Origin of the sequence: Mycobacteroides saopaulense (genome assembly GCF_001456355.1) — a bacterium.
GTDB lineage: Bacteria > Actinomycetota > Actinomycetes > Mycobacteriales > Mycobacteriaceae > Mycobacterium > Mycobacterium saopaulense.
On record NZ_CP010271.1, the window covers coordinates 4,633,455 to 4,649,175 of the forward strand.

19 protein-coding genes and 1 pseudogene are annotated in these 15,721 nt (G+C 63.7%); 8 read left to right on the top strand and 12 right to left on the bottom strand.

What is annotated here, in order from left to right; all coding sequences use genetic code 11:
• Positions 1-104: 104 nt before the first annotated feature.
• The 5 genes from sigM (at position 105) to MYCSP_RS22925 (ending at position 4,447) form a co-directional block, all read left to right on the top strand.
• Positions 105-695: an RNA polymerase sigma factor SigM gene (sigM, locus tag MYCSP_RS22905; protein ID WP_407661572.1), complete on the top strand. Its 591-nt coding sequence runs from the start codon at positions 105-107 to the stop codon at positions 693-695.
• Positions 696-780: 85 nt separating this feature from the next.
• Positions 781-1,680, top strand: coding sequence for a hypothetical protein (locus MYCSP_RS22910; RefSeq protein ID WP_083018435.1), 900 nt, complete (start codon positions 781-783; stop codon positions 1,678-1,680).
• 116 nt (positions 1,681-1,796) lie between these two features.
• On the top strand, positions 1,797-2,765 hold the full coding sequence (trxB, locus tag MYCSP_RS22915; RefSeq protein ID WP_088415294.1) for a thioredoxin-disulfide reductase: 969 nt from the start codon (positions 1,797-1,799) through the stop codon (positions 2,763-2,765).
• Positions 2,766-2,794: 29 nt separating this feature from the next.
• The gene (trxA, locus tag MYCSP_RS22920) at positions 2,795-3,124 is read left to right on the top strand and encodes a thioredoxin (protein WP_083018433.1); all 330 of its coding nucleotides are present in this window, start codon (positions 2,795-2,797) and stop codon (positions 3,122-3,124) included.
• Between the two features lie 135 nt (positions 3,125-3,259).
• Positions 3,260-4,447: an N-acetylmuramoyl-L-alanine amidase gene (locus MYCSP_RS22925; RefSeq protein WP_083018431.1), complete on the top strand. Its 1,188-nt coding sequence runs from the start codon at positions 3,260-3,262 to the stop codon at positions 4,445-4,447.
• Here MYCSP_RS22925 and MYCSP_RS22930 read toward each other — a convergent pair.
• The 3 genes from MYCSP_RS22930 to MYCSP_RS22940 are packed head-to-tail and all read right to left on the bottom strand — an operon-like array spanning position 4,444 to position 7,149.
• The gene (locus MYCSP_RS22930; protein ID WP_088415296.1) at positions 4,444-4,665 is read right to left on the bottom strand and encodes a ferredoxin; all 222 of its coding nucleotides are present in this window, start codon (positions 4,663-4,665) and stop codon (positions 4,444-4,446) included. The two genes, MYCSP_RS22925 and MYCSP_RS22930, sit on opposite strands and share 4 nt — an antisense overlap.
• A gap of 1 nt (position 4,666) precedes the next feature.
• A complete protein-coding gene (locus MYCSP_RS22935) occupies positions 4,667-6,274 on the bottom strand; it encodes a cytochrome P450 (RefSeq protein WP_088415725.1) in 1,608 nt (535 codons plus the stop codon).
• 29 nt (positions 6,275-6,303) lie between these two features.
• Complete coding sequence (locus tag MYCSP_RS22940) at positions 6,304-7,149, bottom strand: hypothetical protein (protein ID WP_088415298.1); 846 nt, start codon at positions 7,147-7,149, stop codon at positions 6,304-6,306.
• A gap of 143 nt (positions 7,150-7,292) precedes the next feature.
• Here MYCSP_RS22940 and MYCSP_RS22945 point away from each other — a divergent pair, with 143 nt between their 5' ends.
• Both MYCSP_RS22945 and MYCSP_RS22950 read left to right on the top strand, forming a co-directional pair.
• Positions 7,293-7,934 (top strand): TetR/AcrR family transcriptional regulator, encoded by a 642-nt coding sequence (locus MYCSP_RS22945; protein WP_083018425.1) that lies wholly within the window; start codon positions 7,293-7,295, stop codon positions 7,932-7,934.
• Positions 7,913-8,869: an MBL fold metallo-hydrolase gene (locus tag MYCSP_RS22950; RefSeq protein ID WP_088415300.1), complete on the top strand. Its 957-nt coding sequence runs from the start codon at positions 7,913-7,915 to the stop codon at positions 8,867-8,869. The genes MYCSP_RS22945 and MYCSP_RS22950 overlap by 22 nt, the downstream gene beginning before the upstream one ends.
• On the opposite strand, the gene MYCSP_RS22955 is transcribed toward MYCSP_RS22950, so the two are convergent.
• From MYCSP_RS22955 to rpmH, 9 genes are all read right to left on the bottom strand, one after another.
• Positions 8,866-9,582: an acetyltransferase gene (locus tag MYCSP_RS22955; RefSeq protein ID WP_070911554.1), complete on the bottom strand. Its 717-nt coding sequence runs from the start codon at positions 9,580-9,582 to the stop codon at positions 8,866-8,868. The two genes, MYCSP_RS22950 and MYCSP_RS22955, sit on opposite strands and share 4 nt — an antisense overlap.
• Before the next feature lie 254 nt (positions 9,583-9,836).
• Positions 9,837-10,829 carry a ParB/RepB/Spo0J family partition protein gene (locus MYCSP_RS22960; protein ID WP_088415302.1) on the bottom strand — a complete coding sequence of 331 codons (993 nt, stop codon included), beginning with the start codon at positions 10,827-10,829 and terminating at the stop codon, positions 9,837-9,839.
• A gap of 64 nt (positions 10,830-10,893) precedes the next feature.
• Positions 10,894-11,769, bottom strand: a complete 876-nt coding sequence (locus MYCSP_RS22965; RefSeq protein ID WP_162266401.1) for a ParA family protein — start codon at positions 11,767-11,769, stop codon at positions 10,894-10,896.
• 91 nt (positions 11,770-11,860) lie between these two features.
• Positions 11,861-12,574, bottom strand: a complete 714-nt coding sequence (gene rsmG / locus MYCSP_RS22970; RefSeq protein ID WP_162266287.1) for a 16S rRNA (guanine(527)-N(7))-methyltransferase RsmG — start codon at positions 12,572-12,574, stop codon at positions 11,861-11,863.
• Positions 12,575-12,621: 47 nt separating this feature from the next.
• Entirely contained in the window at positions 12,622-13,167 is a 546-nt protein-coding gene (locus MYCSP_RS22975) for a Jag family protein (protein WP_083018418.1), read from the bottom strand.
• 42 nt (positions 13,168-13,209) lie between these two features.
• A complete protein-coding gene (gene yidC / locus MYCSP_RS22980) occupies positions 13,210-14,298 on the bottom strand; it encodes a membrane protein insertase YidC (protein WP_083018416.1) in 1,089 nt (362 codons plus the stop codon).
• Positions 14,291-14,575 carry a membrane protein insertion efficiency factor YidD gene (gene yidD / locus MYCSP_RS22985; RefSeq protein ID WP_083018414.1) on the bottom strand — a complete coding sequence of 95 codons (285 nt, stop codon included), beginning with the start codon at positions 14,573-14,575 and terminating at the stop codon, positions 14,291-14,293. Before yidD ends, yidC begins: the two co-directional genes overlap by 8 nt.
• On the bottom strand, positions 14,572-14,955 hold the full coding sequence (rnpA, locus tag MYCSP_RS22990) for a ribonuclease P protein component (protein WP_088415304.1): 384 nt from the start codon (positions 14,953-14,955) through the stop codon (positions 14,572-14,574). Before rnpA ends, yidD begins: the two co-directional genes overlap by 4 nt.
• Positions 14,956-14,977: 22 nt before the next feature.
• The gene (gene rpmH / locus MYCSP_RS22995; RefSeq protein ID WP_005072119.1) at positions 14,978-15,121 is read right to left on the bottom strand and encodes a 50S ribosomal protein L34; all 144 of its coding nucleotides are present in this window, start codon (positions 15,119-15,121) and stop codon (positions 14,978-14,980) included.
• A gap of 73 nt (positions 15,122-15,194) precedes the next feature.
• Here rpmH and MYCSP_RS23000 point away from each other — a divergent pair.
• Positions 15,195-15,599 (top strand): annotated as a pseudogene (locus MYCSP_RS23000) (hypothetical protein).
• Positions 15,600-15,721: the final 122 nt, after the last annotated feature.

Genomic DNA, 15,721 nt, shown 5'->3' on the forward strand with positions numbered 1-15,721 from the left:
AGTTACGAGAATCACTGTTACAGATAATTGAAAGTTGTATAACAGTTTGCTGTGGGCCGATCGTGTGGTCGACGGCGCCCCCTATTTTTGATTACTGTGCGCGTGTGGGCATGGTTCAGGGGGTTCTCACCACTCCTCAACACTCGGACGCCGAGCTGTTGGCTGCCCACGTCGCCGGCGATCCCTCGGCCTTCGAACAGCTGTTCCGCCGTCACCATCGCAGGCTCTACCGACTCGCCCGCGCCACCAGCCGCACCCCCGAGGATGCCGCCGATGCGCTGCAGGAGGCGATGCTGTCGGCGCACCGCGGAGCTGCCAACTTCCGCAATGACGCCGCGGTCACCAGCTGGCTGTACCGCATCGTCGTGAACGCCTGCCTGGATCGGCTACGCCGCAACAAAGCACACAGCCCGATCGAGCTCGAAGAGGACCTGTACACCGTTGAGGACCCCTCGACCAACGTCGACACCTCAATCGTCATCCAGAAGGCCCTGCTGCGGCTGCCCGCAGAACAGCGTGCGGCGGTCATCGCAGTCGATATGCAGGGATATTCGGTCGCCGATGCCGCTGAGCTGCTCGGTGTACCCGAAGGCACGGTGAAAAGTCGTTGTGCGCGTGCTCGCGCACGTCTGGCCGTCGCCCTGCACTATCTCGACAAGGCCGGCTCCGTCGAACCGGAAACCATCGACTACTAGCCGTGTGCCACCGTGTCACGATCCGCCTACAAATTGGGCAACGATCGTGGCGGTCGGTAGCTGGATATGGGAACAATGAACACAAATGGTCAGCAACCAGCCGGGTGGCTCCGATGGCGAAGGTAACCTCGACAAGGTGAACCTCGCCGAGGTACCGCTGTCACTAGAGGTCTTGGCCGACCTGCACGCCGGCGTCTACGACGCCGGTGATGCCGACGTACTTCGGCAACGGGCAGAGCACGATCCAGATGCACGCCAGGCGCTGGCCGCCCTCGGCCGTGTGCGCACCGACCTGGTGGCGTGGATGGAAAGTCCCGCACCCGATGTACCGGAGTCCGTCGTCGCCGACATCGTTGCCGCATTACGCACCGAGTCCGCCAAGTCCACGTTGCCCGCGGTAGCTGCGAATGCCCCTCGCCCCGCTGACGCCGGCCTCAACCTGGTCACCGGGCCCGTTCCACTGGATCATCGCCGGCATCCGGCGGCAAAGCGTCGCTGGCTCGCCTACTCCGGCGCGGGCTTGGCCGCCGCCGCCTGCGTCGCCGTTGCCGTCACCCTGGTCGCACAGAACAATCACCGCGCCTCCCAGACCACCACCGCTGTGGCCGGACCCTCGTTGTCTCAGCAGATCGCACCCAAGACGGCCGCTCCGGTGGCACCAGAACTGCCCGCACAAAGCGCTTTGGGGCAGTCTCCCTTCCCGATATCCGGGAGTGAGATCACCGCACTGGTCGGTCGCACACCCGCGTTCGGGGACCTACAGGATGCCGCGCGCCGCGCGTCCTGCCTCACCGGACTTGGCTTCTCGGCCTCCACCCCCGTACTGGGTGCACAGACTCTCGATGTCGACGGTCCCGCCGTGCTGATGGTCCTGCCTGCCGAACGCCCCGGCGAGCTACTGGCCGTGGCCGTGCGCCCGGGATGCAGCCAGTCCGACCCCCAGCGTGTGGCGCAGACCCGAATCGGCGCCGCACCCGGCCGGTAGGGCCTACTACCTCGCACCGCCCGCCCCGGTGCGGAACATCCCGCTCTAGGCTGTTGTTTCATCACTCGCACGGCCCTGTTGGATCAGGGAATCAGATCGGATCAGAAGGGAACCGCATGTCCGCGACCACTCCAGAATCGGATGTCCACGAGCTCATCATCATCGGCTCCGGACCCGCTGGGTACACCGCGGCGGTCTACGCGGCCCGCGCTCAGCTGAAACCGATCGTGTTCGAGGGCACCCAGTTCGGCGGCGCCTTGATGACCACCACTGAGGTCGAGAACTACCCCGGCTTCCGCGAGGGCATCATGGGACCGGACCTCATGGAGCAGATGCGCGAACAGGCCATTCGCTTCGGCGCCGATCTGCGGACCGAGGACGTCGATGAGGTGTCCCTGCAGGGCCCTGTGAAGTCCGTGACCGTCGGTGACGAGGTTTACCACGCACGGGCCGTCATCCTGGCCATGGGCGCCGCACCGCGGTACCTCGGTGTTCCCGGCGAGGACACCCTGCTCGGCCGGGGAGTGAGTTCCTGTGCCACCTGCGACGGCTTCTTCTTCAAGGACCAAGACATCGCCGTCATCGGCGGCGGAGACTCCGCCATGGAAGAAGCGACATTCCTCACACGCTTTGCCCGCAGTGTGACGCTCATCCACCGCCGCGAAGAATTCCGCGCCTCCAAGATCATGCTGGAGCGCGCCTATGCAGACCCCAAGATCAAGGTCCTGACCAACACCAAGATCGTCGGGGTCGAGGGCACCGACTCGGTGACCGGACTGAAGCTGGAGGACACCGCGACCGGCGAGTCCTCCCAACTCCCGGTCACCGGGATGTTCGTCGCCGTCGGCCATGACCCCCGTAGCGAACTTGTGCGCGATGTCGTCGACGTCGACCCCGACGGGTACGTACTGGTTCGCGACCGCAGCACCTACACCTCGTTGGAGGGTGTCTTCGCCGCAGGCGACCTCGTGGACCGCACCTACCGCCAAGCCGTCACTGCCGCCGGAAGTGGTTGTGCCGCAGCCATTGACGCCGAGCGATGGCTTGCGGAAACGGCCCATTCCCAGACTCTCGTCGAGGCCTAGCCTCACCCTCACTGATCAAAAGGAGAACCATGAGCGACCACGCGACCGTTACCGTCACCGACGACTCGTTCCAGGACGACGTCGTCTCCAGCAACAAGCCGGTGCTGGTGGATTTCTGGGCGACCTGGTGTGGACCCTGCAAGATGGTGGCCCCCGTACTCGAGGAAATCGCCAAGGATCACGGCGACGCCCTGACCATCGCCAAGCTCGACGTGGACGCCAACCCGGAGACCGCGCGCGCGTTTCAGGTGACCTCGATCCCCACCATGATCCTGTTCCAGAATGGTGAGGCAACCAAGCGCATCGTCGGTGCCAAGAGCAAGTCGGCGTTGCTGCGTGAACTGGACGGAGTGGTCTAACCGGCCCAACACCGGTCGGTTGGCCATGCCGGGAGTTTCGCCCATCGCCTAGGCATCTGAGACAATATTGCCGTCCCGACGACGGGCAGCCGCTGTCCGATGGGTGGCAGTGCGGTTTCTTGCGAAAGGCGGAGTATGACGACAGGCGCGTCGAACATTCGCCACGGCGATCGAGGCCCAGCCGTCACCGAGGTGCGCGAGGTACTGGCCGCACTCGGCTTCCTCGAGGACCCCGATGAGGTCTTGGCGACCGGTCGGCATGTGCTGGTGGATCACTTCGACGCGACGCTCGACGACGCCGTACGGGCGTTCCAACAGCGCCGTGGCCTGCTCGTCGACGGCATTGTGGGGCCCGCCACCTATCGCACCCTCAAAGAGGCCTCCTACCGGCTCGGGGCGCGCACGCTTTACCACCAGTTCTCCGCACCGATGTACGGCGACGATGTGGCCACCCTGCAGAAGCGTCTCCAAGATCTGGGGTTCTACACCGGTCTGGTCGACGGCAACTTCGGGCTGCAGACCTACAACTCGCTCATGTCGTACCAGCGGGAGTACGGGCTGACCGCCGATGGCATTTGCGGACCGGAAACGCTGCGCTCCTTCCAGTTGCTGGGCCGTCATGTCACCGGCGGATCCGCGCACGCGATCCGTGAGACCGAACACGTCCGCAACGCCGGCCCGCAGCTGTCGGGCAAGCGGATCGTGATCGACCCCGGTCTGGGGGGCTCCGACCGCGGTGTCATCGTGCCGGGCCGGGAGGGCCCCACCAGCGAATCAGACATCTTGTGGGACTTGGCAAGTCGACTCGAAGGACGGATGACCGCCATCGGGATGGACACCTACATCTCGCGCGCCATCCAGAACAACCCCACCGATATCGAGCGCGCCACCTACGCCAACAACGTCGGTGCCGATCTGATGATCAGTCTGCGCTTCGACTCGCAGCCCACTGTGGCGGCCAGTGGGGTCGCGTCCTACCACTTCGGCAACCTGCACGGCTCGGTATCCACCATCGGACACATGCTGGCCGACTTCATTCAGCGAGAAGTGACGGCGCGCACCGGGTTACGTGACTGCCGAGCTCACGGCCGCACCTGGGACCTGCTGCGTTTGACCCGGATGCCCACCGTGCAGGTCGACATCGGCTACATCACCTCGCCGAACGATGTCTCCGTGCTCAGCGCCGCCCATTACCGCGATGTGGTGGCCGAATCGATTCTGGCCGCGGTCAAGCGTGTGTACCTGCTCGGCAAGAACGATCGGCCCACGGGCACATTCACTTTCGACGAGCTGCTGGCGCACGAATTGTCCGCCGGAAGCTAGCTCAGGCGCCGGACCTCGATAGCTGCGGCCGGACAGACGTGTGCCGCCTCGGCCGCTCCCCGCGCCTGCTCCGGCGATAGCCTCTCCGTCTGCAGTGACACGGCGGTGCCGTCGGCATCCTCTCCGAACAGATCCGGATGTTGCGTCACGCAATACCTGGATCCCATACACAGGTCCTGATCGACAACCACGGTCACACCGCTGTCCGGAGCGTTCACGTCACGCCGTCGTCAGCACGACAGGCAGGCCGCCGTCGAGGGTCACCGAGAAATTGAAGTGATGCTTAGGTTCCCAGCCCTCGGGTAATGCCAAGCGGTACCGCTGGAAGATGATCGCCAGTAAGAACTGCGCGTTCATGTATGCCATGCCCGTGCCCAGGCAGTGGTGCCTGCCCGATCCAAATGGCATGAAGGCCAACCGTGGACGGTCTTTGGCCGCTGCCTCATCCATAAAGCGGTTCGGATCATACAAATCGGGGGCCGTCCACCACCGCGGATCGCGATGGATGGAGTACAGCGAGGGTCCCACGATGGTGTACTGCGGGATGAAGTATCCGCCTATCACGTCATCTTCCATGGCGAACCGGGGATTGAGCGGATGCCCCTGTAGCCTTTGCCCCTCGTCGAAACATGCCTTGGCCCAAGCCAATTTGGGCAAGTCGTCCGGCGTCGGCACCGCACCGTTCAAAGAGTCCACCTCGGCGCACAGGCGCCCGAGATGTTCGGGGTGTGCAAGCAGCAGGGCGAGCGTCCATGAAAGCGATGCCACCACCGTCTCGTAGCCGCCCGCCATGAGGATCATCAACTCCATGCTGAGATCTCGCTCCGACAGCGGGCTTCCGTCGTCGTAGGTGGCCTCCAACAGCAGACTCAACAAGTCGGGCGTCTCGATCGGATTATTCCGGCGGTCCTTGATCAGCCGCCGGGTCAACCGCCACAGCCTCCACATGGACCGTGGCGCGGACTCCCGTCCGGGTAGGGGGAAAAGATTCGGCAGTGGGCTCATCAACGTCACCGATGCCATCATGGACATGAAAGTCCTTAGATCGACGTCTGTTTCGTGGATCTCCCGCTCGGTGATGGAAGACGAGAACATCGCGCGGAGAAAGGCGGGCAGGGTCACCTGTGCGATGGCATGCTGCAGGTCTACCCGCCGACCGCTGCCGGCCCAGCGCTCCCATCCGTCGACTCGCCGCACAAACTCGTCCGCGATGACCTCCGCCACCCGTGCCAGGTGCCGCCGGCCGAACATCGGCATCAGCATCCGGCGCCGCTGCCGGAACTTGTCCCCCTCCAGCATCGGAATTGCCGCGCCAATCAAGCCCATCGCCGCCTGGCCCGGCCCGATCATGCTGTATCGGCCCACCGGATCGTCCATAACCTGGCTGGCATAGTCCGGGTGATTCACCACCACGATGCTGCCGCCGAGCGGGAAAGGCACCCGATACACATCGCCGAATTCCCTGGCACAGCGCCGAAAGAACTCGAACGGTTCACGACGCATTTCCGGCACGCTGCCCAGGATGGGGTGACCGACGGGCCCGGGCGGGCTGAGCGCCGGACTCCCCACACCCCTGGCCATGCTGGACACCATCGGAATCCCTCCGCGGGTAATCCACCACGGGTCCTGCCGCACAGATTCGAATCTTCTTTGAGTCCTGGCTATTTCGTTGACCTCACGTACCGTCGGATTCATCGGCAGCGGCCCCCACCTCCCCGCCAGCTCGCGAGGCAGCCCCTCAGCTGCGGGACCTCGGGTTTGAGTCGGCGTCGGGGCGCCGATCGGGCACACTCCGGCCGTGACCTCGGACAACGGTGCTTGCGTCATGTTGATGCCCTCCTTTCCCGCGAGCCCGGTCACGCGGCGGGAACAGGCTGTCGGGCGGCCGCGGTGCGAACCGGACCCAGCACCTTGGCCCCCACCTCATCGCGATACCGCTGGCACGTAGGCGAATACGCGACAATCACCACGGCAAGCAAGTTGAGGCCCGTGGAGAGGGCCGCCAGCCCCCACGACGGCAACGGTGCCAACCCCAGGTGAATCGCGAAATAGTTCGGCAGCGTGCAGACGATGGTGTACGCGAGATATGCTCCAGGCGCAACGAACGGGATTATGGCCCAACGGTATCCGCGCATATGCGGCCGGATCACCACAAGTACCCAGGCGATCATGACCAGAAATCCGCCATTTTGCACGAGGCTGGGCAGAGGCACCCCGAAGACGAGCGCGTTGTTGCTGTAATACCTCATGAGACCGAAGTGACTGTTGACCATCTCGCCGATGCACTCCGCGATACCGAACACCAATGCAAAGGCAATGAGCGTCCAAGCCGCCCAACCCTTTTTGATCATTTCATACACGACCAGCGCTGTCGGCGCGGTACCAACCCACACCAGAGGGACGAAGATCGGCAGCGGCCGGTCGGCAATCGTGACGTAGGGCAAGGCGTTGGTCATGTAGGTGGTCGCACCGATGACATCGAGCCAGGGCTCGACGAAATACGGCAGGATCGTCACCCCGCTGAACAGGATCAGCCAGTACATCAGCGCGTCTTCATGCTTGCGCACCGTCATCCATCCCACCCAGATGAGTGAAATCGCAAGACACACAACAAGTACCGCGACCACTATCCAGGCCCACCAAGGTTCGCCGTAGATGACCGGTGGCGGTCCCCACTGCGCCCCTGCGCCCAACCGTGTCATCACCCGTGTCCTTTCGTCATCGCCATGCAGCTCATTCGGACACTAATGTCTGGTTTGAGAATAAGTCAATCATTTCAAGACAAATGATTCCGCCGAACGACGGGTGTCGTGGCGGATCCGTGCCGTCGACTATCCTCAGCCGCATGGAGGATCCCTCGGGACCACCGATCCGAATGGCGGATCGGCAGCGCGCTCGGCGCAGTGAGCTCGTCAAGGAAGAGGTCGTCGAGGCCGCGCTCGCCGAGTTCTCCGAGCGCGGCTATCACCAGACCTCGATCGCGCACATTGCCGAACGGCTCGGCACGGGCCACTCGATGTTCTACCGATACTTCACGAACAAGCGCGACATCCTGGAACACGTGGTCCAGCACGCCACGCAACGAACCATCGAAACGCTCAGCCACACGTTGCCGGGCCGCATCACGTCACTGGACGAATTCCACGATTTCGCGGTGAATCTCGGCCTCGCCTACATCGAGCTGGTAGTCGCTGACCCGCGGCTTTCCCGTCTGCTGCTGCAGCAGGGAGCTGCGGTCGATGCGGAGATGACCGCACAGTTCTGTGGCGTATTCGACGCCGGCGCTTCGGTTCTCGCGGGTCTATTGCGCGACGGGATCGAATCCGGTTACGTCCGTGCCGATATCGATGTCGAGGCCGTGGCGGATTCGGTGGCCGGCATTCCACTGGGCATCCTCGCCCGCTACGGACACGAGCCCGATCAGGACATCCTGGCCTCGAGGGTGCGGGCCACCGCCGCTCTCGTATGCCGGGGAATCGCTCCCTGACGGGAATACCCGCCCTCAACTCCGCGTTTTCCGCCGCTGTGAAGACTTTCACCGTCGGCGATGCGACCATTACTCAGCTCACCGAACGGGATGTGTGGCCCATCGCGCCACGTCACTGGTATCCAGACCTCACCGACCAACAGCTCGCATTCGTTCGCGAGACATACGCACCCGCCGCCGTCTCCGCAGACGGTGCGGAGCTGATCTTCGCGATCCACAACTACGTCATCGAACTCGGCGGCACGGTGATCGTGGTCGACACCTGCTCGGGCAATCACAAGAACAGGCCGCTCTTTCCCGACCTGCACATGCTCGATACCGATTACCTCGCACATCTCCATCAGGCTGGACACGCTCCCGGCGACGTCGACATCGTCATCAACACCCACCTGCATCTGGACCACTGCGGGTGGAACACCCAGCTGACGCGCGGACAGTGGCAACCCACCTTTGCCAACGCTACCTATCTCTTCCATGCCACGGAGCTCGAATACATTCAGGCCCAATGGGAATCGGCGCCCGCAGAACAATGGGCGGACAACGGCGGTTGGGTCTACCAGGACAGCATCCTGCCGGTCCTGGAACACGCCTCGCACGACGTCGTCGAGTCCGGGCAGCTGCTTCACGGCAATGGCTCCACCCAGGTCAGCGTCCTGGGCGCCGCGGGCCACACTCCCGGACACCTCGCCATCGAAGTGCGCTCTCCGGATGCCGGGGTGATCATCGCCGGTGACACATTGCACCACCCCATGCAGGCGCAATTCCCCGAACTACCGTTCTACGCCGACGCCGACGCATCGACAGCCGCCGTGACGCGACAATCACTGCTCGGGCGCTGCGCCGATGAAGGGCTCAAACTTCTCGCTGCCCATTTCCCACCACACCTGCCGCTCGGTGTCCGTCGCGACGGCGCTGGGTTTCGGTGGGTGGACTAGAACGCGGCGCCGACCACAGGTCCCGCCCCAGCCGGTTGCGGAATCTGCACCGATTCCAGCAGGCGTTCCAACGCGGCCTCAACCTCAGCCTTCCAGCCGAGTCCGCTGTCGAGCTCCAATCGCAGCCGGGGAAAATGCTGGTGCGGAGCCACCACCGTGAAGCCCACATCCTTCAAGAAGTCCACGTCGATCATGCACTGCTCGATCGTGCACTCTCCCAACACATCTGCCGCCTCCGAATGCCTCGCGAGCGATCCCTCGCACATCTCCAACGCCTCGCTGGTGCGGCCGAACGCCTCCAGTGCGCGTACACCGCGGCGTATCAGTTCTGCAACCACGCTGGCGATGATGCTGTGCGGCAGGCCATCTGACTCATGCCCCGGCTCGACGCCGAGCGATGTCAACAAAATCGCGTCGGCGCTCACCGGCCCCGTCGGGAGGAGTCGAGCACGCGGCACCACCCCGGGCGGGGCATACAACGCATATCCCGCAGTGGTCGGTCGAGACTGTGGGCCGGTGACCGCGACCTGACCGCATGATCCCCACTCCAGCATGACCATCGACAGCCACGCTTCCTTCTCGAACTCGGGGTCCGACAGGTGCTGCTGATCTCCGACGGTAGCGGGGTCCACCTCCCAGAAGACACACCGCCGGGCGTGCTTGGGCAGCTGCTCGAAGCCATCGAGCCGCAAAGGAACGATCCGAGCCGACACTGGTTTTGTACGCCTCCACGTCCGGTCAACATGGTGCGCGGCACGCCTCATGCGTCCGGCAACCCCTCCAGGATATGCGAAATTTCTGGATTGGCACCCGACAGCGCTGCCGTGATCCTCTGAAACCACCACCACAGCCCACACCCCACCCGCAACTGCCCGGCGGAGTCGAAATCCGTTAGTTACCAACTACTTTCATGAACGAGCCGGATTCTCCCGGGTTTCACGTCACAGTGACGTTTCTCCCCCGTGGGTCAGGACGTTGCTTCGCCAGACATCAGATCGACAATTCGCTGCAAATCGTCGACCGAACCGAACTCCACGACAATTTTGCCCTTACGCTTACCCAGGCTCACGGTGACGCGGGTATCGAAGGTTCCCGACAACCGCTCGGCGACATCCTGCAGACCCGGCATCTGGATCGGCTTGCGGCGCGGCGCCGGTTTCGGAGCATCACTACGGTTGGCAAGTGTCACCGCCTCCTCGGCGGCCCGCACCGACATTCCCTCCGCCACGATCCGGGCGGCCAACTCTTCCTGCGCCTCGGCGCCACCCTCCAGAGCGAGCAATGCACGGGCATGTCCGGCCGACAGCACGCCCGCCGCGACCCGCCGCTGCACCGCGATCGGGAGCCGCAGCAGTCGGATCATGTTCGAGATCACCGGTCGCGACCTACCGATGCGCGCGGCGAGTTCCTCGTGAGTCACCTCGAACTCCTCGAGAAGCTGCTGATACGCAGCTGCCTCTTCCAAGGGATTCAGCTGCGCCCGATGGATGTTCTCGAGCAGAGCATCGCGAAGCAGATTGTCATCCGCCGTCTCCCGCACAATCGCCGGGATGGTGTCCAGGCCGGCCTCTTGGGTTGCCCTCCAACGCCGCTCCCCCATGACGAGTTGATAGGAGGTGCCGTCGCCGTCTTCGGCAGTGCGTACCACGATCGGTTGCATCACGCCGAACTCACGAATGGAGTGAACCAACTCGGCGAGGGCCTCCTCGTCGAACACCTGGCGTGGCTGCTTGGGGTTGGGCTTGATGGCGGCTACCGGGATCTCGCGGTACACCGCACCGATGTCGTCCGTCGACTCCGCCGGAGCCACGGGACCGCCACCGATGACCACATCGGCGGCTGCGTCGCCGAGCCGCGGGCCTGCCGGCGTGGCCGATCCATCCACCGGTGCCGTCGGAATGAGAGATGCCAGGCCCCGGCCGAGGCCGCCCTTACGCCGTGATGATGGCGACTGACTCATCGGTTACTTCTCCCTTTTCGCATCGGCTCCGCACAAGTGATCATCTTTCCGTAGCGGCTCCCGCTCATTGCGGATCACTCGCCGACGGGCTAGGCCGTTGCGCCAGTTCGCGTGCGGCGTCCAGGTAGCTCAAGGCGCCACGTGAACCCGGGTCGTATTCGAGAACACTGGTCCCGTATCCGGGTGCTTCGGAGACCTTGACGCTACGCGGGATAACCGAGCCCAACACCTTCGGACCGAAGTGGCTACGCACTTCATCGGCGACCTGATCCGCGAGCTTCGTCCTACCGTCGTACATGGTCAGCAGAATCGTCGACACATGCAGCGCGGGATTCAAATGAGCCTGGACCAGTTCGATGTTGCGCAGCAGCTGACCCACACCCTCCAGCGCGTAGTACTCGCACTGGATCGGGATCAGCACCTCGTTGGCCGCTACGAGCGCGTTGACTGTCAACAGGCCAAGCGACGGCGGGCAGTCGATGAAGACGAAGTCGAAGGCGTCTGCAGCTAGTCCGGCGATCGCCGTACGGAGCCGTCCCTCACGGGCCACCATCGAGACCAGTTCGATCTCGGCGCCCGCAAGATCGATCGTCGCGGGGACGCAGAAGAGATGCTCGCTCTGCGGGCTGGACTGAATCGCGTCCTGGATGGGGATCTCCCCGAGAAGGACCTCGTACGAAGACGGGGTACCGGCCCGGTGGTCGGCGCCCAACGCGGTGCTTGCATTGCCCTGTGGATCCAGATCGATCACCAAAACATTTAGGCCCTGTAGCGCCATGGCCGCGGCGAGGTTGACCGCCGTGGTGGTCTTCCCGACACCGCCCTTCTGGTTGGCGATCGTCAGCATCCGTCGATGCGCCGGCTTCGGCAGTCGGACAGATCCCTGCTTCAGCTGAGTCGCGCGCTGTGCGGCGGCGCCGATAGGAGTCTCTGATTCCACGAACTCCGTGGGCGATCGGTGGCCGTCACTCGCTGCGCCGGTTTCACGTGAAACATCGTCGCTACTCACTGTCGTCTCCTTGATCGGATGCTCATCGATTCCGCTTCCGCGAACCGCCGCGGGAGCTTCCCCGTTGCCGGTCTCCGTCGCATTCTTTCCGCCGCGCGACCACCACCGTGGTGGGCGAATCGAGGTACCGCGTGCCACACTGCACCACCCTCACATCATCGGCGCCGAGCGGACCCAGCGCACTGCCGTACTGCTGTACTTCTTCGTCTGCACGATCACCTTTGATCGCCAACATCCGTCCGCCGATTCGGGTCAACGGAAGAGACCAGCGCGTGATTTTGTCCAGGGCCGCCACGGCCCGGGACGTCACCGCGTCCGCTCCGCCAACCTGGGCGATGACGCCTGGCTCCTCGGCCCGGCCCCTCACCACCGACACATTGGTCAGTCTCAACTGTTCGATCATTTCACGGAGAAAGTCGGTGCGCCGCAGCATCGGCTCGACCAGAACGATATCGACATCCGGGCGCGCGATGCCGACCGGAATTCCCGGCAGCCCCGCCCCGCTGCCGACGTCGATCACGCGCTCGCCGGTCTCTAATAGCTCGCCGAGAACCGCGCTGTTGAGAATGTGACGCTCCCACAATCGGTCGGTCTCGCGCGGTCCGATCAGACCCCGCTCCACACCGATCGTGGCGAGCGCTTCGACGTACTCGACCGCCAGCGGAAGGCGCACACCGAACACCTCGGCGGCGGCCTCCGGCACCGGGAGGGTCTCACCGTGTTTCACGTGAAACATTCCTCCCGGAGCGCGGCCACAGAATTACATGGATGAGATTTGTGCTGTCAGTCGTGCAGGACGACCACGCGGCGCGACGGCTCCACGCCCTCGCTCTCGCTGTGCACACCGTCGATGGCTGCGACGGCGTCGTGCACGATCTTGCGCTCGAACGGGGTCATCGGCGCGAGTTCCTCACGCTCTCCCGACTCCAGCACCTGCTTGGCGATCTTGGTGCCCAACGCCGCGAGCTCATCGCGACGGCGCCCTCGCCAGTTGGCGATGTCCAGCATCAGGCGGCTGCGCTCACCGGATTTCTGCTGAACCGCCAGCCGGGTCAACTCCTGCAACGCATCGAGCACCTCGCCCTTGCGGCCGACGAGCTTCGACAGATCGCTACCGCCATCGATGCTGACGATCGCGCGGTCTCCCTCGACATCCAGATCGATATCGCCGTCGAAGTCCAGGAGGTCTAGGAGCTCCTCCAAGTAGTCGCCGGCGATCTCTCCCTCGGCAACCAGACGCTCCTCGAGGTCGGCCGTGCGCGGCTGGGCCTCCGGTGCGGCATCGGCCTCTGCCGTGGTCTCTTCGGCTTGAGTATCCAGATCGGTCATCGTTCTTCTCCCTCTGTCACGCCCGTACAGAATCGCGGGCGGTTAGCGCTTGCGACGGCGATCGGGCCGCGCACCCGGCTTTGGGGTACGGCTCGTCGCGCCTGATCCATTTGTAGAGTTCGGGGAAGCCTGTCCCCCGGTGTTCTCGTCAGTACCGCCGGACTCGGACAGTTCGGTGCTGCTGTCTGTGTCCTCTGATTGTTTGGCCGCCGGGTTTTTTCCACCCCGCGTGGGCTTGGCCCCCGGCTTCGGGGCGTTCGCCGCCCGCCGCTCCAGATCGGCTTGCTTCTTCTCTTCTTCTTCTTTGGCGATTCGATTGAAGACGTAGTGCTGCTGCCCGAACGTCCAGATGTTGTTGGAGACCCAGTAGAGGATGATCGCGATCGGCAGGAACGGCCCGCCGACGACCACACCGAGCGGGAACACGTACAGCGCCAGCCGGTTCATGATCTGGGTCTGCGGGTTGGCTTGAGCCTCCGGGCTCTGCCGCGCGATCGAGGCTCGGCTGTTGAAGTAGGTCGCGATGCCCGCGATGACCATCAAGGGAATGGAGACGCCGGCGACCGCCCACCTATTGAATTCCGTGAACGCGTCCAGACCCGTCGTCTGAATCATGGTCGCGCCCAGGGGTGCACCGAACAGGTTGGCGTCCAGGAAATTGGCCACGTCGTGAGCGCTGAAGACGTAGTTGCCCGTGGCGCGGTTGGCCTCCACCGACATATGGACCTGGCCGAAGCCACCGGTGGTCCGGTTAAACGAACGCAGTACGTGGAACAGGCCAAGGAACACCGGGATCTGAGCCAACATCGGCAGACACCCCAGGATCGGGTTGAAGCCGTGCTCGCGCTGCAGCTTCTGCATCTCCAACGCCATGCGCTGACGGTCGTTCTTATACTTCTTCTGCAGGGCCTTGATCTGTGGCTGCAATTCCTGCATCTGCCGGGTGGTCCGGATCTGTCGCACGAACGGCTTGTACAGAATCGCGCGCAGCGTGAACACCAGGAACATCACCGACAGCGCCCACGCGAAAAAGTTCGTGGGCCCCAACAGGTACGCGAATAGCTTGTACCAAACCCACATGATCGCCGAGACCGGGTAGTAGATGAACCCGAGACTGAACCAATCAAACATCCGCTGTGCTCCTCTGCACGCATGCGTGCGCTACGTCCCCGTGCTTCGTACGGCGTTCGGGAATCGGATCCCACCCACCGTGATGCCACGGTCCACATTTCAATAGGCGAATCGTGGCCAACCACCCGCCGCGGATCAGTCCGTGCACGCTCAACGCCTCAACCGCGTACTGACTGCAGGTCGGCATGAAACGGCAACTGGGCAGCCGCATCGGCGAGATCCACGTCTGATACAGACGAATCAGGAAAATCGCGGCGCGCGCAGGACGGCTCCTCATCGCTGCCGCTCGGGTGCTGGTTCCTGCCGTCGTGCCGATCGCTCGATTCCCTCGCGCAATTGCTGCCGCAGGCTTGCCGACAAGGCAGTGCCACTACTGGGCAGCGCCCGAATGACCATGCGGTCTACCGGCTCAAGTCTGGGAAGTAGCTCTGCGGCGGCATGGCGGAGCCGACGCGATACCCGGTGGCGTACTACCGCCCCGCCGACCGACTTTCCGACGATAAGACCAACCTTCGGGCCCTCGACCTGCTCACAAGCAGTGCTCAAGCAGCCACGTTGCAGGTGAATCACCAAGTCCGCGTGGGTAGTTCGCACTCCACGCTTGACGGTCTGTCGGAATTCGGATGATTTGGTCATCCGGTGTCGAGTCGGTAACACCGACTACTACCCGCGCCCGAAACTAGGCGGTCAGTTCCCGGCGACCCTTGCGACGCCGGCCGGCAATGATCGCGCGACCAGCGCGTGTACGCATGCGCAACCGAAAACCGTGGGTGCGCGCGCGACGCCGATTGTTTGGCTGGAAGGTCCGCTTGCCCTTTGCCACCGCTACTACTCCTTCATGTCAGTCACGTTCTCAGCCGCCATCGCCCACGACGTGTGTTCACGGCGCATGCGATGTGCTGAGACGCAGCAGTCCTTGGTACTTCTCACTCGCCACCGGCGCGGTACCTACGGAATCTTGGGTTTCATCCCTGATGACGTGCGGGTCGCGGCCGTGCCGCCAACGTTCGGGCGACTGTTTGAGGGTACTGACCTGCTCGGCGCCGGTCAAACTGATCACAGACGTCACACGCGTATCCCCTCTGCACAACAGTCCGTCACCTTCGGCGAAAGTTGTCACCGATGTGTCCGGATCGGTTGGCGGGCCGCTACAAAAACTGTTAGCTTCTGCGAATGCCGTTTCCACCGGGCGCATGCATCGGAACCACCCACACTGGCCGATGCCGATCGCGGTCGGACACCGACTAGCCGGTCCCCCGGAACAGGTGATCCGACGCGGTCTCCTGGTATACGCACACTGACCACCATGGGGGTGGTCTGCTTTGTTGTCCACAGGTGTGGATAACCGTGTGGAAACCCACGACCGATCGTTGAAAAGGGGCTAGTGTCGACGTGACCCCTCCAGCAAGAGAGATGCTCGCCG

Coding starts and splice junctions, on each gene's coding strand:
- MYCSP_RS22910 (WP_083018435.1), top strand. CDS start 781: ATGGTCAGCAACCAGCCGGGTGGCTCCGATGGCGAAGGTAACCTCGAC.
- trxB (WP_088415294.1), top strand. CDS start 1,797: ATGTCCGCGACCACTCCAGAATCGGATGTCCACGAGCTCATCATCATC.
- trxA (WP_083018433.1), top strand. CDS start 2,795: ATGAGCGACCACGCGACCGTTACCGTCACCGACGACTCGTTCCAGGAC.
- MYCSP_RS22925 (WP_083018431.1), top strand. CDS start 3,260: ATGACGACAGGCGCGTCGAACATTCGCCACGGCGATCGAGGCCCAGCC.
- MYCSP_RS22935 (WP_088415725.1), bottom strand. CDS start 6,274: ATGACGCAAGCACCGTTGTCCGAGGTCACGGCCGGAGTGTGCCCGATC.
- MYCSP_RS22940 (WP_088415298.1), bottom strand. CDS start 7,149: ATGACACGGTTGGGCGCAGGGGCGCAGTGGGGACCGCCACCGGTCATC.
- MYCSP_RS22945 (WP_083018425.1), top strand. CDS start 7,293: ATGGAGGATCCCTCGGGACCACCGATCCGAATGGCGGATCGGCAGCGC.
- MYCSP_RS22950 (WP_088415300.1), top strand. CDS start 7,913: ATGCCGGGGAATCGCTCCCTGACGGGAATACCCGCCCTCAACTCCGCG.
- MYCSP_RS22960 (WP_088415302.1), bottom strand. CDS start 10,829: ATGAGTCAGTCGCCATCATCACGGCGTAAGGGCGGCCTCGGCCGGGGC.
- rsmG (WP_162266287.1), bottom strand. CDS start 12,574: ATGTTTCACGTGAAACACGGTGAGACCCTCCCGGTGCCGGAGGCCGCC.
- MYCSP_RS22975 (WP_083018418.1), bottom strand. CDS start 13,167: ATGACCGATCTGGATACTCAAGCCGAAGAGACCACGGCAGAGGCCGAT.
- yidC (WP_083018416.1), bottom strand. CDS start 14,298: ATGTTTGATTGGTTCAGTCTCGGGTTCATCTACTACCCGGTCTCGGCG.
- yidD (WP_083018414.1), bottom strand. CDS start 14,575: ATGAGGAGCCGTCCTGCGCGCGCCGCGATTTTCCTGATTCGTCTGTAT.